Consider the following 21,282-nt stretch of genomic DNA (forward strand, 5'->3'; position numbering starts at 1 on the left):
GTTACAGCCGCTCCAGCAATGCTTGCGCCGCCGCGGGCGCCTTTTCCTTGAACCCGTTGATCATGAAAACAAAGGTATCGCGCGGGCGCACGCCATGATCGCCTTCACCGAAGGTGGGCAGACCGCGCGGCTGATGCCCGTCGGCCCAGCTTTTCGCATGCGCCGCCCATGCATCGAGCGTGGCAGGCGCATACCCCGCCGCATAGCGTTCCTGCGCATTTTCGAGCCGGGCATAGACGAAGTCGGACGTGACATCGGCGATCGCAGGATAGTCGGCCGAGTCGGCATAGACGATTGCCACGCCCGCGTTCCGGCACATCGCAACGAAATCGGGGGTATGGAAGCTGTCGTTGCGCACCTGAACAGCATGGCGAAGTGTCAGCCCGTCCTGTTTTTCCGGAAGCAGTTTCAGAAAGGCGCCGAAATCGTCGCGGTCGAACCGTTTTGTCGCCATGAATTGCCACAGGATCGGCCCCAGCTTGCCGCCAAGCTCGCTCAATCCCTGATTCAGAAAGGTCTGGATCGATTCGCCCGCTTCGGCCAGCACCTTTCGGTTGGTGACATAGCGCGACGCCTTTACCGCGAACACGAAGTTGTCCGGCACGACTTTCGCCCAGTTGGCGAAACTCGCCGGTTTTTGCAGCCGATGATAGGTCGCGTTGATTTCGATAGCGGTAACCGCGCGGCTGGCATATTCCAGTTCACGCTTCTGCGTCAGCGTATCGGGGTAAAATGTGCCGCGCCACGGCGCATAGGTCCAGCCGCCGATGCCGACCCTGATATCCCGTCTGCTCATCGCCCATCCCCTGACCGCGAAAAAACGCGTTTGGCCGCGCACCGCATGGCGACGCCACCAAAACGCCGCCACGGCCAATTTTCAAAAATTCGGCCCGTCCACAGGGCGCTTTGCGTGGCCAGCGCAACGCGCTGCGTTCAGACCGTCGATCCTTGCAGCAATCGCGGTACGTCGCCCGATTCACCGCGCGCCTCCGCCATGAATGCATCCTTCAGCATCGGCAGCCGGTCGACCGCGTTCAGCCCGAAGCGGCGCACGCGTCCCGCAGTCTTGCCGGGTAACCCGAACAATCGCGTCAGCCCGTCGGTAGCGAGCGAGACCATGAACGTATCCAGGCTGCGCCAGCGTTCGTAGCGCGCCATCAACTGCGCATCGCCAAGGTCGAGCCCCAGCCGCTTGCCCTCGACCAGCACCTCGACCAGCGCGGCCACGTCGCGAAAACCGACATTGACCCCCTGCCCCGCGATCGGATGAATGCCGTGCGCCGCATCGCCGACCAGCGCCAGCCGGTCGGACGTGATCTTCGCCGCGTGGTGAAAGCCGAGCGGATAGGTGGAGCGCGGAGCAAGCCGCGACAATTCGCCAAGAAATCCGCCGGTTTTCTTCATCGCTTCGGCCAACACGCCGCGTTCGGACACTTTCATCATACCGGCCGCCTGATCGCGGCGCACGGTCCACACCACCGCCGAACGATGGCCATGTTCGTCGTCGTTGAGCGGAAGCAGTGCGAACGGGCCTTCGGGATAGAAAATCTCGAACGCGACATTGTTGTGGGGATGTTCGTGGTGGAATCCGGTCACGATCGCGGCATGGTCATATTGCCAGCGCGCCACGCGCAGCAACGCGGCGTCGCGGGTCGGTGAATTGCGCCCCTCCGCCCCCACCAGCAGCGATGCATGAACCGTGGTTCCGTCGGACAGTTCGGCGGTCACGCCATGCGCATCGCGGGTAACCGAAACCGCGCGGGTCTTCATGCGCAGATCGACCTTGTCCGCCGCCTTCGCCGATTCATGCAGCGCGCGGCGCAGGATGCGGTTTTCGTACATCGTGCCGAGTGCATCTTCATCGCGCGCCACATCGAAATCGAGCTTGCCGGGTTCCAACCCGTCGCTGACCCGGATCGACCGGATCGCGCATCCTGCATCGCCCAGTCGCGCGGCCACGCCGATCGCTTCCAGCATCCGGTGCGGTGCGCTGGCGATCGCCGAAGCGCGGCCGTCATGTTCGGCGGCAAGGATCACGTCCGGATCGGCCGTGTCGACAATGATCGAGGTAATGCCGTGCGCATTAAGCGCAGCGCCCAGCGCGCTGCCGACAAGGCCGCCGCCGAGGATGAGAATATCAGCCCGTTCCATGATCCAGGGCCTTACCCCAGCGCGTCGTTGCTGCCAATGCCGCGACTTGACGGGAAAGTCGCCAGGCGCGATGATTTAACCATAGATCGAATTCGCTGAAATCCGGGGATTATGGGCATGGCCACCAATGCGAGCCCAGCGCTGTGGCGCGACACCATGAAGGCCGGCGCGCTGCGCAGCGGCGCGATGATCGGCGCGATCGCGCTGGTGCTGGCGACGCTTGCGCTTGCCGCCGCGCTGGCCAGCTATCATTCGGGCGACCCGTCGCTCAACACCGCCGCGGCGGGACCGGCGAAGAACTGGCTGGGCAATCCCGGCGCGGTTGTCGCGGACCTTTCGTTCGCGCTGTTCGGCCTGCCGGTCGCGCTCATCCTGCCGCTGGGGTTGATATTCTCCGCCCGGTTGTGGCGCGATGTGGCGGTGGGGCCGTGGCGCGCGATGATTCGCAACTGCCTGATCGGGGTAGTGCTGATCTCGGTCGCGCTCTCGCTGGTTTCGGCACAGGCGGTGCTCGCGCTGCCCGGCGGTTATGGCGGGCTGATCGGGCTGGCGCTGTCGGGAATCGTCCGCTGGGCAACGGCGTTCATCGGCGATGCGCAAATCGCGCTGTGGGTTGTGCGGGGGCTGGCGCTCATCACCGGGCTGATCGGTATCATCGTGTGGGGGCGCAGCCTGACGATCGCCCTGCCGCGCGGACGAATGCGGATGCCCAGCCTGCCCCGGCGACCAACCAGCGCGCAGGCCGATCTGGATGACGAGGAAAATTTCGCCGTTCGCGAACCTGCCGCCGCCCCCGCCCCGCGCAAGGTCGCCGTGCCAGAAAACCGCCCCGCCCCGGTCATCGCCGATCGCGCGGTTGCACCTTCTGCGGCAAAGCCCAAACCCACCCAGACATCGCTCGACCTGCGCGACAATTTCGATCTGCCGCCGCTCAACCTGCTGACCCCCGCCCCGGCGGACAGCGGGACCAAGATCGACAAGGCGGCGTTGCAGCGCAATGCACGCCTGCTCGAATCGGTGCTCGATGATTTCAACGTGAAAGGATCGATCGTCGAGGTGCGCCCCGGCCCCGTCGTCACCATGTACGAACTGGAACCGGCGAGCGGGATCAAGGCGAGCAGGGTGATCCAGCTTGCCGACGACATCGCGCGCAACATGTCGGCGATGTCGGCACGCGTGGCGACAATCCCGGGGCGCAGCGTCATCGGCATCGAACTTCCCAACGCCAAGCGCGAGACGGTGAACCTGCACGAACTGATCGGCAGCCAGGCGTTCGAGGAACAGGGGGCGCAGCTTCCGCTGGTGCTGGGCAAGAATATCGCGGGCGATGCGGTGATCGCCGACCTTGCCCCCATGCCGCACTTGCTGGTTGCCGGGACGACCGGGTCGGGCAAGTCGGTCGGCCTCAACTGCATGATCCTTTCGCTGCTCTATCGCCTGACGCCCGACCAGTGCCGGATGATCATGATCGATCCGAAGATGCTGGAACTCAGCATGTACAAGGATATTCCCCACCTCCTCGCCGATGTGGTCACCGACCCGCCGAAAGCGGTTCGGGCGCTGAAATGGGCGGTAGAGCAGATGGAGGAGCGCTATCGCATGATGGCCTCGCTCAACGTGCGCAGCCTGGCGAGCTTCAATGAAAAGGTGCGCGCCGCCAAGGCCAAGGGACAGAAGCTGGGTCGCCGGGTGCAGACCGGATATGATTCGGATACCGGCAAGCCGATTTACGAGGAGGAAGAACTCGACCTATCGGCGATGCCGCAGATCGTCATCATCGTCGACGAACTTGCCGATCTGATGATGCAGGCGGGCAAGGAAGTCGAATTCCTGATCCAGCGGCTGGCGCAAAAGGCGCGCGCGGCGGGTATCCACCTGATCATGGCGACGCAGCGCCCCTCGGTCGACGTCATTACGGGCGTCATCAAGGCGAACCTGCCGACGCGAATCAGTTTCCACGTCACCAGCAAGATCGATTCGCGTACCATTCTTGGCGAACAGGGTGCCGAACAACTTCTGGGTAAGGGCGACATGCTCTATATGCCCGGCGGCAAGCAGCTTGCCCGTGTGCACGGCCCCTTCGTCACCGATGAAGAGGTTCAGGCGATCGCCGATTTCTGGCGCGCGCAGGGACAGCCCGATTATATCTCCGCCGTTACCGAAGAACCGGAGGAAGGATCCTTTGCGCTGGACGGCGCGCCCGGCGACGACAGCCCGGAGGATCGGCAGTTCCGTCAGGCGATCCAGCTGGTCGCACAAAGCCAGAAGGCGTCGACCAGCTGGCTGCAGCGTCAGATGCGAATCGGGTACAACTCCGCTGCCCGCCTGATCGAGCGGATGGAGGGCGAAAATCTGGTATCGCGCCCCGATCATGTCGGCCGCCGCGAAGTGCTGATGGACGAGGAAGGCCGCCCGCTCGCCTGAACGATACGCAACCGGAAAGTTCACGACGCGTTCAACCCGGCCTGCTATTTCAGCATCCATGTTCAGGAGAGATATGTTCGTGAGACGAAGCCTTTTCGCAATTGCCTCGCTGGCGGTCGCGCTACCCTTCGCGATTCCCGCCGCCGCGCCCGCCATCGCAGCGCCGGCGTCGAACGAGTTGAAAGCGGTGCAGGAGCATCTCGCCAAGGTCGATTCGATGACCGCGTCGTTTTCGCAAACCGATCGTGCGGGTAAGGTGCTGACCGGCAAGCTGACCTTGCAGAAACCCGGCAAAATTCGTTTCCAGTACGAAAAGGGCGTGCCCATCCTGGTGGTCGGAGACGGAACCTCGCTGTATTTCATCGACTATTCGGTGAAGCAGGTATCGCGCTGGCCAGTGAAGGATTCGCCGCTGTCGATCCTGCTCGACCCCAGCCGCGACGCATCGAAATATGCCCGGATCGTTCACAGCGCCGATCCGCGCATCGTCAGTGTCGAGGCCTATGATCCCAAACATCCCGAATATGGCCGTATAACGCTGATCTTTGCCAAACAGGCGTCCGCCCCCGGCGGGTTGATGCTGCAAGGCTGGGTAGCGCTCGATTCGCAGAATAATCGCACCACCGTCCGGCTCGACAATCAGAAGTTCAACGTGCCGGTTTCGAAAAATACATTCCGGTTCAACGATCCAAGAAAGCCCGGCAGGCCCGGCTGAACGAGGCCGTTCATTTTGGCGACAGGTTACAGCGCGTAGAAGCGCGATTGCGGAGGTGGGGTGATCCGGGATTTTTCCCCCTGTTGCCTGGTGACGCTTCACCTCCTGCCTGCGTGACGAACGCCAGGTCGGCCCCCGTTCCATGCCCCCGGAACGGGGGCCTTTTCACGTTCGGGTAGCGCGCGGGCCAATCGCCGACTACATCGCGCGGGCATGACTGACAGCCTGACCATCGTTTCGTGGAACATCAATTCCGTCCGTTTCCGCATCGACATCGTCGAGCGCTTCCTGAACGAAGTGCGCCCCGACATATTGTGCCTGCAGGAAACGAAGGTGATGGATACCGCCTTTCCTCGCGCGGCATTCGAAGCGCTCGGCTATTCCCACATCGTTCTGCACGGGCAGCGCATGCATCATGGCGTTGCGATCCTCAGCCGCGTTCCATTGCAGGAGGATGATCGGCTCGACTGGCAGGCCAATGGCGAAGCGCGCCATGTCGGAGTGCGGCTGGAAAACGGGCTGCGACTCGAAAATGTCTATGTCCCCGCGGGCGGTGATATTCCCGACCGCGAGCAGAACCCAAAATTCGGACAAAAACTCGATTTTCTGGGAAGAATGACCGAATGGTCGAAGGGGCTGAACGACGAGCGCGTGCTGCTGGTCGGTGACTTCAACGTAGCGCCGCTTGAAAGCGATGTCTGGAGCCACAAACAGTTGCTGAAGGTCGTCAGCCACACCCCGATCGAGGTGGAGATGCTGAACCGGCTGAAGGCGGCGAACGACTGGGTCGACCTTGGCCGCCACTTCGTGCCCGAACCCGGGCGGCTCTACACTTGGTGGAGCTACCGGGCGAAGGACTGGGCGGCGTCCGATCGCGGCCGGCGGCTCGACCATATGTGGGCCAGTCCGACGCTCGCCCCCGCCGCGCGCAGCCACACGGTGTTCGAGGATTGCCGAAGCTGGCTGAAACCGTCCGATCATGTCCCGATCATGACCGAGTTCGCACTATGACCGGCAGCGCCGATCCGCGTGCGGCCGCCCGCGCGGTCGATGCGTTTCGCCGCGGATGGCCGGTGACGATCGGCGATGATGGCGCGGCGCTTTGCGCCTATGCCATCGAAACCGGCGACCCGGCCGGATTCGAACTTTTCGATCCGCAGGCCCATGCTCCGCTGCTGCTGTCGGCGGGGCGCGCGGCTACGCTGAAACTTGCCAATCAGGCGGCGGCCGCGACGCCGGAGGGCCCGGTACAGGTTGCGCGGTCGCCCTGGCTGGATTTCGCCATGGGAACCGCGCTCGCCGATCCGCGACTTGACCTTGAGACGCCGCTCAAAGGCCCGTTTCGCGCAGAACCGGTCAGCGAACCCGCGCTGGGCGCTGCGCTGTTGAACCTTGCGCGGATTGCGGGGCTGCTGCCTGCTTTTTTTGTGCGGCCGGGCGGGACGCCCGATTTCGCACCAGCCGATATCGACGCGCTGGAAGCGCCCGGGCGGCTGACCATCGCAGTGCGCGCGCGCCTGCCGGTGGCGGGCGCGGAACATGCCGAAGTCGTGGCGTTTCGCGGCGCCGGTGGCGACGAACATGTCGCACTGACGATCGGCACGCCCGACGGGTCGCCGCCGCTGGTGCGGCTGCACAGCGAATGCCTGACCGGTGATGTGCTGGGCAGCCTGAAATGCGATTGCGGGCCGCAGCTGAATGCTGCGATTGAACGCATCGCGGGCAGCGGCTGGGGCATCCTGTTATATCTGCGGCAGGAAGGACGCGGGATCGGCCTGATCAACAAGCTGCGCGCCTATTCGCTGCAGGATCAGGGTTTCGATACGGTCGACGCCAATACGCGGCTTGGCTTTGCCGTCGATGCGCGCGATTTCGGAATCGCGGCACGGATGCTGGAACTGCTCGGCCAGCGCTCGATTCGCCTGCTGACGAACAACCCGGCCAAGGTCGATACCCTGCGCGCGCACGGGATAGACGTCATCGAACGGATCGCGCACCAATTGCCCGCCAATCCGCACAACGAACGCTATCTGGCGACGAAGCGCGACCGCACGGGCCACCAGCTTTAGGACGGTTTTCGCGCTAACTTCGCACTTTTCGCGAAAATCGTGAAAGAAAGTTGCTCGCGACCGCTTGTTCATATGTCGAGCAGGCAGCGCACCTCGTCAAAATCGCTGGCAACAGCATCGACGCCCAGCGCCTTCAGACGATCGCCGTGGTCAGCGGCGCAGTGCAATCCGGCGCACAGGCCAATGACGTGCGCGCCTGACGCCACGGCACCCTTCACCCCCACCGGTGAATCTTCGAGGATCACCATGTTGCCAATATCCTGCCCCAGCGCCGCAGCGGCGTGGCAATAGACATCGGGGGCGGGTTTGCCGCGTTCGACATCCTCCACGCCCGAAAAGATCATCGGTTCGAACGAATCGCGCAGGCCGAGATGGTCGAGATGCGCGCGAATCCATTGCTTGCTGCTCGACGAAGCGATGGCGCGCGGCAGATCGGCGGGCAGCGCACGGACAAAAGCGACCGCCCCGGCGACCGCGTCCACCCCTTGCGCCATCGCCTGCTGCTTGTCGGCGGCGCGCGATTCGGCGAAATCGTCCGGCAGGGATTCGCCGATCCAGCGTTCGATCGCGTCGATGAACTGGGTTCCGTTCAATCCCATGAAATTGGCCATTGAGTCGGCGGGGCTGGTCGGATGCCCCAGCGACGTGAGATAGTCGGCAAGCTGAATCGTGCCGAGATGTTCGCTTTCAAGCAGCACCCCGTCGAAATCGAAGATGATCCCGGCGAACTTCATGGCCGCGTCCCGAACAGCGCGGTGCCGACGCGGACATGCGTCGCGCCCAGCGTCACCGCGGTGGGATAATCGGACGACATTCCCATGCTGAGGCCATTGAGGCCGCAATCGCGCGCCAGCCGGGCGAGCAGCGCGAAATACGGCGCGGGTTCCAGATCGAGCGGTGGAACGCACATCAGCCCGGCCAGCGGCAAATCGGCGGCGCGCGCTTCCTTCACCAATGCAGGCAGCGAACCGATCGCGCATCCGCCCTTTTGCGGCTCATCGCCGATATTAACCTGAACGAAGCAGGCGGGGCGACGGCCTGCCTTGTCCATTGCCCGGGCGAGTGCGGTGACGAGCGAGGGCCGGTCGAGCGAGTGAATCGCATCGAACAGCGCGACGGCGTCATCCGCCTTGTTCGATTGCAGCTGTCCCACAAGATGGAGTTCGATTCCCGGCGTCGCGTCGCGCAGCGCCGGCCATTTTCCCTGTGCTTCCTGAACCCGGTTTTCGCCGAACACCCGCTGCCCGGCCGCGATCAACGGCTGAATCGCGGGTGCGTTATGGGTTTTCGATACGGCGACCAGCGTCACCGAGTCGGGGGAACGGTTCGCGGCTCTGGCGGCTTTCGCGATCGATTCGCGAACGTCGGCCAGCCTGCGGGAAGCATCGTCACTGGGCATCCGCGCCGCTATAGGCACAGCCATGCGATACCGCCACCCCGCACGCTTGCCGCGCACCTGGTTGATGACTGATGAGCGGCTGGGCGATTCGCTTTGGACCGCGCTCGCCGCGCTCCCGCGCGGAAGCGGGGTGGTGTTTCGGCACTATTCGCTTCCAGTTTGCCAACGCCGCGCGCTGTTTGCGCAAATATCGCGATTCGCGCGGCGACGCGGGCTTTTGCTGTTGCGCGCCGGCGATACCCCGCTGGGACGCGGCGAAGATGGCGTGCACAATGCCCGCGCCCCGCACGGCGCGATCGCCAGCCGCGCGGTGCATAGCGCCCGCGAACTGGCACGCGCACGGCGCGCGGGCGCCGACCTGATCTTCGTATCGCCAATTTTTCCCACGGCCAGCCATCCCGGTGCAAGGGTGCTGGGGCCACTGCGCGCCATGGCGCTGGCGCGGGCGACGACAATTCCGGCGATCGCGCTGGGCGGTATGACGCCAGCACACGCCAGGCGACTGCGTTCAGGCGGATTTTACGGCTGGTCGGCGATTCGCTGGTGGGCGGATCAGAAGCGGAAGGCGGTTCCGACATAAACCGCCTGGCTGTCGCGGCGGTTATCCTCATCCAGTCGCGGCAGGCGATTCTGTTCGGACTTGTAACGCACCCCCGCCGTCAGATCGAGATTGCGCGCGATCGAATAGGACCCGCCGACATCGATCGAATAACTGGGATTGTCGGTAAGCGCCTGTGGCTGGTTGGGCAGCGGCTTTTCGTTCGCTGCCTGCACGCGGCCGGTGAATTTGTCGCCGCGATAGCTGACGCCGACTTCGGCGCTTTGATGGCTTCCCGGCTGACCGGGCAGGTCGAGTTTCGACACATCGCCGGTAACGGCGAACCGTTTCCAGCCCACCGAAACGCCCAGATTATAGGCGATCGGCGCGAGGGTGAGCGAATCCTGTGACGAAGCGGCGGTCCGCTTCACCGGTTCAGTCGAGCCGCGGCTGGTCCGCGCACGGACGGCAACCGTAACCGAACGATCCGAATCGGCGCGCGATTCAGTGGGCGTGAACCGGAAATCGCTGGGATCGATACCACTACGGGCAAGCGACGCGGCGAGTTTGGGATCGGCCGAAGCGGGGGTGAAGCTGCCAAAGCGCGAATCAGGCTGTGCCGAATGCGAAACCAGTTCCTGTTGCGCGCCAATCGCAGGCGCGACCGCAATCCCGGCGGCGCATAGCGCCCCCAAGCCGATTCCCGCGATCCATCCCTGCGTCTTCATTTTCTTTTTCTCACCCTGTCGCAGACCTCTACCATGAACCACGCCTGCGGTTCCACAGCATGCGAGTCTTTTCCTTCCGGCGTGTTGCAGCTTTTCCACAGGTGCGGAACGCTTGCGGCAGCGGCATGACCTTCTATAGATGCGCAGTTATATGTATCGTTCAAGGAAAGTGCCGATGATCCGCCGCCTGGCTCCCGCTGTCCTCCTGGGTTCGATCGCGCTGACGCTGTCGGCGTGTGGCGGAGGAAAAGATCGCCCGCAGGCAGATATTGCCGCGTCCAACGTCACGACGATCGGCGTGAACAGCTATTTGTGGCGCGCCTCGCTCGATACGCTCAGCTTCATGCCGCTGGTGCAGACCGATTCGAACGGCGGCGTCATCGTTACCGACTGGTACGTCAATCCCAGGACGCCCGATGAACGGATGAAGGTCACGGTGTCGATCCTCGATCAGGACCTGCGCGCCGACGCGGTGCGAGTCGCGGCGCTGCGTCAGGTCCGTCAGGGCACCCAGTGGGTCGAGGCACCGGTTCAGGCGGCCACGGTACAGAAGCTGGAAAGCATCATCCTGACCCGGGCGCGCGACCTGCGCCGCGCCGCCATCACCGGCGGCTGATTACAGGAGTTTTTTGATTCATGGCGTCGCGTTTCAACGCGCTGAAAGCGGACGCGGCATGGCAGGCGATCTGGGAAGAGCGCCGTACCTTCGCCGCGAAGGACGATAGCCCGCGTCCCAAATCCTATGTGCTTGAGATGTTTCCCTATCCATCGGGGAAAATCCATATGGGCCATGTCCGCAACTATACGATGGGCGACGTGCTCGCCCGGTTCCGCCGGATGAAGGGCATGGAGGTGCTTCACCCGATGGGGTGGGACGCGTTCGGCATGCCTGCGGAAAACGCCGCGATGGAAAAGGGCGTTCATCCCGGCGCATGGACGTACCAGAATATCGATACGATGCGCGCGCAGTTGAAGCGGATCGGGTTCGGGCTGGACTGGACCCGCGAACTCGCGACCTGCGACCCCGAATATTACGGGCAGGAACAGGCACTTTTCCTGGACATGGTCGAGGCAGGGCTGGTCTATCGCAAGGAATCGGCGGTCAATTGGGACCCGGTCGACATGACCGTTCTGGCCAACGAACAGGTGATCGACGGCAAGGGATGGCGATCGGGCGCGACCGTGGAACGGCGCAAGCTTTCGCAATGGTTCCTGAAAATCACCGATTTCGCCGATGAACTGCTCGACGGGCTGGGCGAATTGAAAGACTGGCCCGACAAGGTCAAGCTGATGCAGGAAAACTGGATCGGCAAAAGCCAGGGGCTGCAATTCCGCTTTACGGTAAGCGACGGCGGCGCGGTGGAGGTTTTCACCACCCGGCCCGACACCATTTTCGGAGCGAGTTTCGTCGCGATCGCGGCGGACCATCCGCTGGCGCTCAAGCTGGCTGAAGGCAATCCGGAGATTGCCGCGTTCTCTGAAAGGTGCCGCGCGGGCGGGACGAGCGCCGCGGAGATCGAGACGCAGGAAAAGCTCGGCTATAATACCGGCCTGACCGCGACGCATCCGTTCGATCCGGAATGGTCGCTGCCCGTCTATATCGCCAATTTCGTGCTGATGGACTATGGCGTCGGTGCGGTGTTCGGCGTGCCCGCGCACGATCAGCGCGATCTGGATTTCGCGCGCAAATATGATCTGCCGGTAAAGCGGGTGGTAAGCGACGGCAACACCGACGCTCCCGAATTCGCAGGGGACGAAGCCTATACCGGCCCCGGCAAGCTGGTGAATTCGCAATTCCTCGACGGGATGGAAATCGCCGAGGCGAAAAAGGCGGTTATCAACCGCGCCGAGGGCGAAGGCTGGGGCAAAGGCACTACCGTGTGGCGGCTTCGCGACTGGGGTGTCTCGCGGCAGCGCTATTGGGGCACGCCGATCCCGATCATCCATTGCGAATCGTGCGGGCCGGTGCCCGTGCCGCGCGATCAGCTGCCCGTGACGCTTCCCGAAGATGTCAGTTTCGACGTGCCTGGAAACCCGCTCGACCGTCATCCGACATGGAAGCATGTCGCATGTCCAAAATGCGGCAAACCAGCGCGCCGTGAAACCGATACGCTGGATACCTTTGTCGATTCGTCCTGGTATTTCGTCCGTTTTGCCAGCCAGCCAAGCGATGCGCCTTTTAATAAGAAAGTTGCTGAACAATGGCTTCCGGTAAAACAATATATCGGCGGCGTAGAACATGCGATCCTTCATTTGCTCTATGCTAGGTTTTGGACCCGCGCGCTGCGCCACATGGGCCAGCTGGATATCGCCGAACCGTTCGCCGGATTGTTCACCCAAGGCATGGTGACCCACGAAACCTATAAATCGGCCGAGGGCAAATGGCTTTCGCCGCAGGATATTCGCGACGGGGTCGAAATCGCGACCGGGCAGCCGATTACGACGGGTCGCGTCGAGAAGATGTCGAAATCGAAGAAGAACACCGTCGACCCCGGCCCGATCGTCGAACAATATGGCGCGGATGCGGTGCGGTGGTTCATGCTGTCCGATTCACCGCCTGAGCGCGATCTGGAATGGTCGGAAGCAGGAATCGAGGGCGCCTGGCGCTTCGTTCAGCGCTTGTGGCGGCTTTTCGACGGGCTGGAACCGGCCGAGGGCGAGGACAAGGCGCTCACCCGCAAGCTGCACCAGACGATTGCGGGCGTCGCCCAGGATATCGAGCGGCTGTCGTTCAACAAGGCGGTCGCGAAGCTGTACGAACTGGTCAACGCGATCGAGAAGGCAAAGCCGTCCGCTGCGCGCGGCGATGCGATCCGTACCCTGATCCGCGTCGTCGCGCCGATGGCGCCGCATATTGCCGAGGAAGCCTGGGCGAAAGTGGGCGAGGACGGATTGGTCGCCGATGCTACCTGGCCGGAGATTGACACTGCCATGCTCGTCGAGGACGAAGTCACCATCGCGGTGCAGGTGAACGGCAAGCTGCGCGATACGCTGCTCATGGCGAAGGGCGCGGCGAAGGACGATGTCGAAGCGGCGGCACTGGCATCGGAAAAGATCGTGCGCATGCTGGAAGGCAAGCCGCCGAGAAAGGTGATTGTCGTGCCCGATCGCCTGGTGAACGTCGTGGCATGAGGCGGCTGGCCGTCCTTGCGCTACTGTCCGTGACGCTGGGCGGATGCGGGCTTCAGCCGCTATATAGTGGTGGCAGCCAAGGCGCGGTGGCAAGCACGCTGTCATCGATAGAAGTCGCCCCGATCAAGGGGCGCGACGGGTGGTTGATGGCGAATGCCCTTCGTGATCGACTGGCCCCTGACGGCACGGCAAGCCGTTATCGACTGGAAGTGACACTGGACGATTCGATCACCGGTCTGGGCGTACGGCGCGACGATTCGGTGTCGCGCGAACGGCGCACGCTGCGCGCGCGCTATCAGCTGATCGAAAGCAGCAGCGGCACGGTGGTGGTCGATGCGACCGCTGGCTCCGATGCGGGAATCGACGTGGTCGGTTCGGAATATGCCACGATCGCGGCCGAACAGACCGCGCTGGAACGCCTGACCGGCATCGTCGCGGACAAGATCGTCGGCCAGCTTGCCGTTTATGCGCGTGAGGCGCCTGCCCAGTGAAGACCAATGCCGGATCTATTCAGCGGCATCTGGACCGGCCCGATCCCGATATTCGCTTGTATCTGTTCCATGGTCCCGACGAAGCGGGTGCGCATGGCTATGCCGCTCGGCTGGCAGCGGCGATGGGCGATGGGCTGGAACGCGTCGACATAGAACCTGCGGCGTTGCGGAGCGAACCGGGGCGGCTGATCGACGAGGCGGCGGCGTTGTCACTGTTCGGCGACCGGCGGCTTATCCGCATTTCGGCGGCGGGCGAGGAGTGCTTCGAAGCGGTCAAACTGCTCACCAGTGCCGCCCAGCCTATGGCGAATCCGGTAGTGATAATCGCGCCGGGTCTGAAGGGCAGCGGCAGGACGGTAAAGCTGGCGGTGACCGCGAGCAACGCGATCAGCCTCGCCTGTTACGTCCCTGAAGGCGCGGAAGCGGCGCGATTGGCCGCAACGATGGCGCGCGACACCGGCGTGCGCCTGACCGGCGATGCGCCGGGTCGGCTTTGGGAACTGTGCGGCGGCGACCGTGCGGTTCTTGCGAGGGAGATCGAAAAACTCGCTTTGTTTCTGGATGCAGCGTCCGATCGTCCTCGCGAGGCGGATATTGCAGCGCTGGAAGCGATCGCCGCCGACCGGGAAGAGGCGCAGCTGTTCGAAACGATCGCGCTGATCGTCGATGGCGACAGCGCGGCGGTGGGCGATGCGCTGCGTACGCTGGATGACGGACCCGGCCCGGTCCCGCTGTTGCGCCAGCTCGCGAAGAAGCTGGTCACGCTTGCCGCTTTGCGCGCCGAAGTCGATGGCGGTGCCACGATCGCTGATGTGATCGAACGGCATCGGATTTTTTTCAAGGAAAAGCCTGCCACATCGCGCGCGTTGCGCCGATGGGATTCGGCGCGGCTGGTTCAAGCGATCGATCGCGTGCGGCAAAGCGAACGGCAAATGATGTCGAGCGATAGCGCGGGCGACATCGTCACTCGTCATCTGGGCGTGCGGTTGGCTGACAGCATTGCGCGGCGTGGATAGCACGCCGCAGCAGCGGGTCAGATGAGCTCGCCGCTCAATCGCTGACACACCAGATCGAGCTGATCGAGCGTTGAATAGGTGAGCTGCAACGTTCCGCCCTTGTCCGAATGGCTGATCCGGACCTTTAATCCCAAGACATCGCCAAGCTGTTGTTCCAACGCCGCGATATCGGCATTCGTACCGCCATCGCGCGAAAAGTCGCCGCGCCTGCGCTCGGAGCGATCGTCGTGCGCAGCCGTGCCCGGACGCGTTGCACGCACCAGTTTTTCGGTTTCTCGAACCGACAATTCGCCTTCAGCGACCTTATGCGCAAGCGTCGAGGGGTCGGGCGACCCGATAAGCGCGCGGGCATGTCCCATCGACAAACGCTCTTCGACCACCAGCGCCTGGACATCATCAGGCAGGTCAAGCAACCGCATGAGATTGGCGATGTGGCTCCGCGATTTTCCGACGAGACGCGATAACGCCTCCTGCGTATGCCCAAATTCGTCGATCAGCTTGCGATAGGCATCAGCCTCTTCAATCGCATTGAGATCGCGGCGCTGGATATTCTCGACCAGCGCGATTTCCAGCGTTTCCGCATCGGAAAGATCGCGAACGATGACCGGTACTTCGTGCAGCCGCGCGCGCTGCGCCGCGCGCCAGCGTCGTTCGCCGGCGACGATTTGATAATCCTTGCCATGCGGACGGACGACGATCGGTTGCACGACACCGCGCTGTGCAATTGAATTGGCAAGTTCCGATATCGCCTGTTCATCGAAATGGCGGCGCGGCTGTCCGGGATGTGGGGTAAGCGCGGTGACTGGCAACAAGCGCACACTTGCAGCCGCCTGTTGCCCCTCGCCAGTGACCGGCTCTTCGCGCGCCGCGTCGCCCAGGAGCGCGCTTAGCCCCCTGCCCAGCCCCTGCCGCGGTTTACGCGCGGAAGCCGAATTCGAATCGGTGTTGCTCATGCGGCCTCCGCTGATTTGGGAAGGCGCGCGATCACTTCCCGCGCCAATGCGATATACGCTTCCGAACCGGGGCACCGATGATCGTAGATAAGCGCCGGCATGCCATGGCTCGGTGCCTCTGACAGCCGGACATTACGTGGAATGACGGTGTTGAAGACGACTTTGCCCAGCACCGCGCGAACATCATCAGATACTTGGTCGGTAAGACGATTGCGACGATCGTACATGGTTAGCACGACCCCTAGGATCGACAGCCCTGGATTGAAACGGCTCCGTATCCGCTCAACTGTCGTGAGAAGCTGGCTTAGCCCTTCAAGCGCAAAAAATTCGCATTGCAGCGGCACCAAGAGCGCATCAGCGGCAACCATCGCATTGATGGTGAGTAGACCCAAGGAGGGAGGGCAGTCGATCAGCACCACATCCCAATGATTTTCTGAACGCTGAATTGCTTGTGTAAGGCGATGAGTGCGCGCTTCATAATCGATCAGTTCTATTTCCGCGCCCGACAGATCGACAGTAGCGGGGACAACGTCCAGTCTGGGCACCCGCGACGCAACTGCCGCATCTTGCAACGTTATCTCGTCAAGGAGAAGGTCATAGGTGGACAGTTCACGATCCGTGCTCTTTATACCCAGACCGGTTGACGCATTTCCCTGCGGATCGAAATCGAGCAGCAATACGCGCATTCCAGTGGCAGCCAAGGCCGTACCGACGTTTATGGCGGTTGTGGTTTTGCCCACACCACCCTTTTGATTAGCAATAGTAATGCAGATCATCTCGGCCGGACCTCCCGTGCGATCACGATATGCGATTGCGGATCGGTAATGCTGTGTTCCACGTGAAACACACCCTGCCATGTCTTGCGCGCCTCTTCCACCTCAACATCAGCGCTTTTTCCCTTGGGTAATACCCAGCAAGTGCTTTTATGCGCGCAATGTAGCGCATCCTCAAACAACTGTGGGAGCGATGCCACCGCGCGGGCAGTGATGACATCAGCAGATTGTTGAACAGTTTCGACGCGTTGATGTACCACCTTCACATGATCGAGCTTTAACAGGCTCACGACATTGCTTAGAAATTCGACCCGCTTTTTACGAGGTTCGACTAATAGAATCGGGTTATTTTGAAGGACAGCCAATACCAGGCCGGGGAGCCCCGCCCCGCTTCCGATATCCATCCAAGTGGCATTCTCAACGTTGCACGCTTTCCCATGCGCGATAAGTTGAGCACTATCGACAAAATGACGGCTCCATAAAAAAGCAATCGTCGATTTGGCGATCAGATTCTGCCGTTCATTTTCGGCCACCAGCAAATCGGCGTATTTTTCGAGCGTTGTTTCACGTGAAACACCGAAGCGTTCTCGAATCCAGTGGCGTGCCGCCGGCTCCTTCATACTGCAGTCTTTTTGCTGTGCAAAAGAATTGCAGAGAGCGCAGCGGGCGTAATTCCACGAACACGGCTTGCCTGCCCCAGCGTCGCCGGGCGGGAAGCGCGCAACCGGTCAATCATCTCTGTAGAGAGTCCGGGGATGGCGGCGAAATCGAGCGATGCCGAAAGCGTGATCGAATCATTTTGTCGAAGTTCTGTTACCTCAGCCTGCTGCCGTTCAACATAGGGCGCGTAGCGGGCATCCTCTATTGCCTCGCTCGAAATATCGTCGTCTGACAAACCGAGCATCATTGGATCGACCGCCGGAAATCTCAGCCATTCGCGCGCCGTCTTGGCCCCGACGTCGATTGGTACCTCGGCACCCTTTCCACGAAGGTGCCCCGCGGAGACGCGCGCCTCCAACAGTTGCTCGATTGCGCCCTTTTTGGAATCTCGTTCAGCAAGCCATTTAAGGCTCGCCTTGCTGAGGCAACCCAAACGTGAAGCAACGGGACCAAGACGGCTCCATGCATTGTTCGCGCGAAGCCGCAGGCGGAATTCAGCGCGCGCTGTCAGCATGCGATATGGTTCTGTAATACCCTGGGTGACAAGGTCATCCACCATTACCCCCAAATAACTGTTCGAACGATCGGCGATATAGGGTTCCAACCCCAATACCGACGCGGCAGCATTCAATCCCGCAATCAGCCCTTGCGCTGCAGCCTCTTCATATCCGGTCGTTCCGTTAATCTGTCCTGCGCAATACAGACCTGGTATCGCGGGCAAATCGAGCGACGCCTCCAATGCTCGCGGGTCGATATGGTCATATTCCACGGCATAGCCCGGCGTGACGATGTCCACCGCCTCAAGCCCCGCCATGCTACGCACCATCGCTTCCTGAACGTCGGTTGGCAGGGATGTCGAAATTCCGTTTGGATATACCAATGGGGTATTCAGTCCCTCAGGTTCCAGGAAAACCTGATGGCCGTCGCGGTCGCCGAACCGGTGAATCTTATCTTCTATTGAGGGGCAATAACGTGGTCCCTGACCTGCAATATCGCCGCCAAAGAGCGGCGACCGATGCAGCGCTTTTCGAATAATGTCATGTGCCAGGGAATTGGTGCGCGTTATCGCGCAAAACATTTGCGGGTTGCGACGACCCGCGCTTCGTGGCGACATCTTCCATGGGTCATTATCCGATCGTTGCTCGGGCAACATGCCCCACGCGATTGTTCGTCCGTCAAGGCGGGGCGGCGTGCCTGTTTTAAGTCGGGCCATTGGCAGACCAGCTTCGCGAAGTTGTACGCCCAGCCGGGTGGCGGCGCGCTCCCCGACGCGACCGCCCCACTCGCGTTCCTCACCGCGAAAAATTCGTCCGCCAAGAAAGGTTCCGGTCGCGAGGATCACCGCAGGGGAGAGAATTTCACTGCCATCGGCCAGAATGATTCCGCGCACATGGTTTTGCGCGCCGAGGAGCAGTGCACTCGCTTCGCCTTCGATAACATCGATATTTGGTTCGGCGGCAATCATGCGCTGGATGGCAGCGGCGTAAAGCGCCCGATCGGCTTGAATGCGCGGACCCCAGACCGCTGACCCCTTGCTGCGATTGAGCATGCGATAATGAATGGCGGCCGAGTCGGCAGCGCGAGCGATTAGTCCATCAAACGCGTCAACTTCACGAACAAGATGTCCCTTCCCTAACCCGCCAATTGCAGGATTGCAGGACATTGCGCCGATTTTGGCTTTATCGAAGGTAATGAGTGCGGTTCGCGCGCCACGACGCGCGGCCGCCGCAGCGGCCTCGGTACCGGCATGGCCACCACCGACAACAAGAACATCATAGCTGTTGGTCACGCCCGTTCGCTACGCCGATGCAGCGACCCCGTCAAAATGTTCCACGTGGAACTATAGCTATTTCCCGATGCAAAATCGGGAAAAAACGCCATCAAGAACCGCCTCAACATCCGCACGGCCGCTGATCCTGTCGAGCGCTGTGCGTGCGGTGCGTAATTCCTCCGCCAGAAGCAATGCATCGGTGTGCAGGCCGGCATGCCTAACTGCACTCGATGCAGTGCCCAGCAACGTGCGCTGGCGCCGATTAAGAAGTGGGCCGTCCAACCTTGGAGTCAAAGCATCGGCATGTTGCTCGATCCGTTCCCACAGCGCCCCGATGCCTTCGCCGGAAGCTCCCGATACCGACAGGCGCTCCGGTGTTCCTATACGATCGGGCAAATCGCATCGCGCGGTCACGGCGATGGCCTTAGCCGCCAATTCCTGAGGAACGGGCGCGTCGTCCAGCCAGACGATAACATCGCAATCGGCCATCGCGGCCCTGGCCCGTTCGATGCCGATCCGTTCGATGACGTCCGCCGTCTGGTCAGCAAGTCCCGCTGTGTCCGAAAGGACATAGGCGATTCCGTTGCGCTGAACCGCCGCTTCGATACGATCGCGCGTGGTGCCGGCAATCGGTGACACGATCGCCACCTCGCGATCGGCCATCCGGTTAAGTAAGGTGGACTTTCCGGCATTGGGCGGACCAGCCAGAACGACATGAATACCATCCCGGATGCGTTCGACTTCCGGCTGCGACAGGGTAACATCCATTTCGTCCGCCAGCGTCGCGCAACGCCTGGCAAGCCCATGGGCAAGATTGACCGCAACATCACCCTCATCGCCATGGTCTAGCTCCGCCTCCACTTCGGCAGCGAGCAAGAGGACGCGGGTCGTCCATTCCTCGATCAGCCGCCGTACCGATCCACCGCTGGTCTGCATCGCCGCGCGCCGGGCGGTCTCGGTTTCCGCGCCAAGGAGATCGGCAAGTCCTTCGGCTTCGGTAAGGTCGATTTTTCCGGAGAGAAGTGCTTGGCGTGTAAACTCGCCTGGTTCGGCGCGCCGAATATCTGCGAACGACGAAAGCGCCGCCTCTACCGCGGCAACCACTGCCCGACCGCCATGAAGATGGAACTCAACCACGTCCTGCCCGGTCGCGCTGGCGGGGCCCGCGAACCAGAGCAGCATGGCCCGGTCGAGCAGCTCGCTCTCCTGCGATCGCAGCGTCCGGAGCGAAGCCTGTCGTGCCGCGGGAAGCGAACCGGCCATTTCGCTCGCAACGCGGCATGCGTTCGGTCCGCTGATCCGCATGACCGCGATCCCGGCGGGCGGCGCGCCGCTGGAAAGAGCGAAGATGGTGTCCATCACGCTGATGCTATTCGCCGCGCTTGGCGCCGGTCATATTGCGGAACAGGTCCTGCCACATCCGCATGCCCGCCTCCCCCATCGGTGCCCAACCGCGCATCATGGTTTCCAGCATTTCGGGAGACGCGCCCTTTTCCATCGTTTCGATCAGCATTTCGATATAGCGGTCGTGAACCGGGGTGAAGTCGGGAAGGCCGGCGGCGCGGCGCGCTTCTTCGGGAGTGCACTCGATCTCGACATTGATTTTCATGAATAACCTCTCCCGCATTCAGATAAGCACCGTACCGGCAGTGGTGCACATTACCCTCTATGCGCGCGCGACGGACATAATCGCAATGCCTGCTCGTTGCCGGAGGAGATTTGCGCGACAATGACGAGGAGCAACCATGACGAAAACGCTTACGATATCGACGCTCGATGGCGATGGGCAGTTCGATGCCTATTGCGCCGAACCGAAGGACGACCCGCGCGCAGCGATTGTCGTGATTCAGGAAATTTTCGGCGTCAATGCGGGCATCCGGCGCAAGTGCGATCGCTTGGCCGAAGCAGGGTATCTGGCGATCGCGCCGGACATTTTTTGGCGGTTGGAACCCGGTATCGAACTTGATCCCGATGTCGAGCCGGAAATGCAACGGGCGTTCGACCTGATGGGCAAGTTCGACCAAGACTCTGGCGTTCGCGACATCGAAGCGACGATCAAAAAAGCGCGACAGCTGGTCAATGGCGGCAAGGTCGGCGCGGTGGGATACTGTCTGGGCGGGCGGCTTGCCTATATGACCGCGGCGCGCACCGATTCAGATACGACAGTGGGCTATTATGCGGTCGGTATCCCCGACTTGCTTAACGAAAAAGACAACATCGCAAACCCGCTCATGCTCCACATCGCGGGCGACGATGGGTTTGTGGACAAGGAAACGCAGGCGAAAATGCACGATGGGCTGGACGGTCACCCGAAAGTCGTACTGCACGACTATCCGGGCGAAGATCACGGCTTCGCGACCGAGGTCGGATCACGGCGATCGGAAAAATCAGCCGATCTGGCGGACAAACGCACGGCGGAATTTTTCGCTAAGCATCTGGGCTGAACGCACAGGAAAAGGAAA

21 protein-coding genes are annotated in these 21,282 nt (G+C 62.0%); 10 read left to right on the forward strand and 11 right to left on the reverse strand.

The window, feature by feature from the left end:
- Window position 1 precedes the first annotated feature (1 nt).
- Together KY084_RS07385 and KY084_RS07390 are read right to left on the reverse strand one after the other, a co-directional pair.
- Window positions 2-796 (reverse strand): DUF72 domain-containing protein, encoded by a 795-nt coding sequence (locus KY084_RS07385; RefSeq protein ID WP_219237811.1) that lies wholly within the window; start codon window positions 794-796, stop codon window positions 2-4.
- 137 nt (window positions 797-933) lie between these two features.
- A complete protein-coding gene (locus KY084_RS07390) occupies window positions 934-2,151 on the reverse strand; it encodes an FAD-dependent monooxygenase (RefSeq protein ID WP_219237812.1) in 1,218 nt (405 codons plus the stop codon).
- 117 nt (window positions 2,152-2,268) lie between these two features.
- Here KY084_RS07390 and KY084_RS07395 point away from each other — a divergent pair, with 117 nt between their 5' ends.
- The 4 genes from KY084_RS07395 (at window position 2,269) to ribA (ending at window position 7,359) form a co-directional block, all read left to right on the forward strand.
- Window positions 2,269-4,575: an FtsK/SpoIIIE family DNA translocase gene (locus tag KY084_RS07395; protein WP_219237813.1), complete on the forward strand. Its 2,307-nt coding sequence runs from the start codon at window positions 2,269-2,271 to the stop codon at window positions 4,573-4,575.
- 73 nt (window positions 4,576-4,648) lie between these two features.
- Window positions 4,649-5,290: a LolA family protein gene (locus KY084_RS07400; RefSeq protein WP_219237814.1), complete on the forward strand. Its 642-nt coding sequence runs from the start codon at window positions 4,649-4,651 to the stop codon at window positions 5,288-5,290.
- A 213-nt stretch (window positions 5,291-5,503) separates the two neighbouring features.
- Window positions 5,504-6,301 (forward strand): exodeoxyribonuclease III, encoded by a 798-nt coding sequence (locus tag KY084_RS07405; RefSeq protein WP_219237815.1) that lies wholly within the window; start codon window positions 5,504-5,506, stop codon window positions 6,299-6,301.
- The gene (gene ribA, locus KY084_RS07410; protein ID WP_219237816.1) at window positions 6,298-7,359 is read left to right on the forward strand and encodes a GTP cyclohydrolase II; all 1,062 of its coding nucleotides are present in this window, start codon (window positions 6,298-6,300) and stop codon (window positions 7,357-7,359) included. Before KY084_RS07405 ends, ribA begins: the two co-directional genes overlap by 4 nt.
- Before the next feature lie 68 nt (window positions 7,360-7,427).
- Here the strand turns inward: ribA and KY084_RS07415 are convergent, their stop codons facing one another.
- Both KY084_RS07415 and KY084_RS07420 read right to left on the reverse strand, forming a co-directional pair.
- Window positions 7,428-8,093, reverse strand: a complete 666-nt coding sequence (locus KY084_RS07415; protein ID WP_219237817.1) for an HAD family hydrolase — start codon at window positions 8,091-8,093, stop codon at window positions 7,428-7,430.
- Window positions 8,090-8,758, reverse strand: a complete 669-nt coding sequence (locus tag KY084_RS07420) for a YggS family pyridoxal phosphate-dependent enzyme (protein ID WP_219237913.1) — start codon at window positions 8,756-8,758, stop codon at window positions 8,090-8,092. The genes KY084_RS07415 and KY084_RS07420 overlap by 4 nt, the downstream gene beginning before the upstream one ends.
- A gap of 22 nt (window positions 8,759-8,780) precedes the next feature.
- On the opposite strand from KY084_RS07420, the gene KY084_RS07425 reads away from it, so the two are divergent.
- Complete coding sequence (locus KY084_RS07425) at window positions 8,781-9,338, forward strand: thiamine phosphate synthase (RefSeq protein WP_219237818.1); 558 nt, start codon at window positions 8,781-8,783, stop codon at window positions 9,336-9,338.
- On the opposite strand, the gene KY084_RS07430 is transcribed toward KY084_RS07425, so the two are convergent.
- A complete protein-coding gene (locus KY084_RS07430; protein WP_219237819.1) occupies window positions 9,311-10,024 on the reverse strand; it encodes a porin in 714 nt (237 codons plus the stop codon). The genes KY084_RS07425 and KY084_RS07430 overlap by 28 nt on opposite strands.
- 175 nt (window positions 10,025-10,199) lie before the next feature.
- On the opposite strand from KY084_RS07430, the gene KY084_RS07435 reads away from it, so the two are divergent.
- From KY084_RS07435 to holA, 4 genes are read left to right on the forward strand one after another with little or no spacing between them, the layout of a single operon-like run.
- Window positions 10,200-10,640 (forward strand): DUF3576 domain-containing protein, encoded by a 441-nt coding sequence (locus KY084_RS07435; RefSeq protein ID WP_219237820.1) that lies wholly within the window; start codon window positions 10,200-10,202, stop codon window positions 10,638-10,640.
- Window positions 10,641-10,660: 20 nt separating this feature from the next.
- A complete protein-coding gene (leuS, locus tag KY084_RS07440) occupies window positions 10,661-13,156 on the forward strand; it encodes a leucine--tRNA ligase (RefSeq protein WP_219237821.1) in 2,496 nt (831 codons plus the stop codon).
- The gene (gene lptE, locus KY084_RS07445; RefSeq protein ID WP_219237822.1) at window positions 13,153-13,647 is read left to right on the forward strand and encodes an LPS assembly lipoprotein LptE; all 495 of its coding nucleotides are present in this window, start codon (window positions 13,153-13,155) and stop codon (window positions 13,645-13,647) included. The genes leuS and lptE overlap by 4 nt, the downstream gene beginning before the upstream one ends.
- Window positions 13,644-14,663: a DNA polymerase III subunit delta gene (holA, locus tag KY084_RS07450; protein WP_219237823.1), complete on the forward strand. Its 1,020-nt coding sequence runs from the start codon at window positions 13,644-13,646 to the stop codon at window positions 14,661-14,663. The genes lptE and holA overlap by 4 nt, the downstream gene beginning before the upstream one ends.
- 17 nt (window positions 14,664-14,680) lie before the next feature.
- Here the strand turns inward: holA and KY084_RS07455 are convergent, their stop codons facing one another.
- The 6 genes from KY084_RS07455 to KY084_RS07480 are packed head-to-tail and all read right to left on the reverse strand — an operon-like array spanning window position 14,681 to window position 20,429.
- Window positions 14,681-15,616 carry a ParB/RepB/Spo0J family partition protein gene (locus tag KY084_RS07455; protein ID WP_219237824.1) on the reverse strand — a complete coding sequence of 312 codons (936 nt, stop codon included), beginning with the start codon at window positions 15,614-15,616 and terminating at the stop codon, window positions 14,681-14,683.
- Window positions 15,613-16,392 (reverse strand): ParA family protein, encoded by a 780-nt coding sequence (locus KY084_RS07460; RefSeq protein WP_219237825.1) that lies wholly within the window; start codon window positions 16,390-16,392, stop codon window positions 15,613-15,615. The genes KY084_RS07455 and KY084_RS07460 overlap by 4 nt, the downstream gene beginning before the upstream one ends.
- Window positions 16,389-17,009 (reverse strand): 16S rRNA (guanine(527)-N(7))-methyltransferase RsmG, encoded by a 621-nt coding sequence (rsmG, locus tag KY084_RS07465; protein WP_219237826.1) that lies wholly within the window; start codon window positions 17,007-17,009, stop codon window positions 16,389-16,391. Before rsmG ends, KY084_RS07460 begins: the two co-directional genes overlap by 4 nt.
- Window positions 17,006-18,838 carry a tRNA uridine-5-carboxymethylaminomethyl(34) synthesis enzyme MnmG gene (mnmG, locus tag KY084_RS07470; protein WP_219237827.1) on the reverse strand — a complete coding sequence of 611 codons (1,833 nt, stop codon included), beginning with the start codon at window positions 18,836-18,838 and terminating at the stop codon, window positions 17,006-17,008. The genes rsmG and mnmG overlap by 4 nt, the downstream gene beginning before the upstream one ends.
- A gap of 57 nt (window positions 18,839-18,895) precedes the next feature.
- Complete coding sequence (gene mnmE / locus KY084_RS07475; protein ID WP_219237914.1) at window positions 18,896-20,179, reverse strand: tRNA uridine-5-carboxymethylaminomethyl(34) synthesis GTPase MnmE; 1,284 nt, start codon at window positions 20,177-20,179, stop codon at window positions 18,896-18,898.
- Window positions 20,180-20,189: 10 nt separating this feature from the next.
- A complete protein-coding gene (locus KY084_RS07480; protein WP_219237828.1) occupies window positions 20,190-20,429 on the reverse strand; it encodes a DUF6489 family protein in 240 nt (79 codons plus the stop codon).
- A 136-nt stretch (window positions 20,430-20,565) separates the two neighbouring features.
- On the opposite strand from KY084_RS07480, the gene KY084_RS07485 reads away from it, so the two are divergent.
- Entirely contained in the window at window positions 20,566-21,264 is a 699-nt protein-coding gene (locus KY084_RS07485; protein WP_219237829.1) for a dienelactone hydrolase family protein, read from the forward strand.
- The last annotated feature ends 18 nt before the right edge of the window (window positions 21,265-21,282 follow it).

It is taken from the genome of Stakelama flava (genome assembly GCF_019351405.1).
Taxonomy (GTDB): domain Bacteria; phylum Pseudomonadota; class Alphaproteobacteria; order Sphingomonadales; family Sphingomonadaceae; genus Sphingomonas; species Sphingomonas flava_A.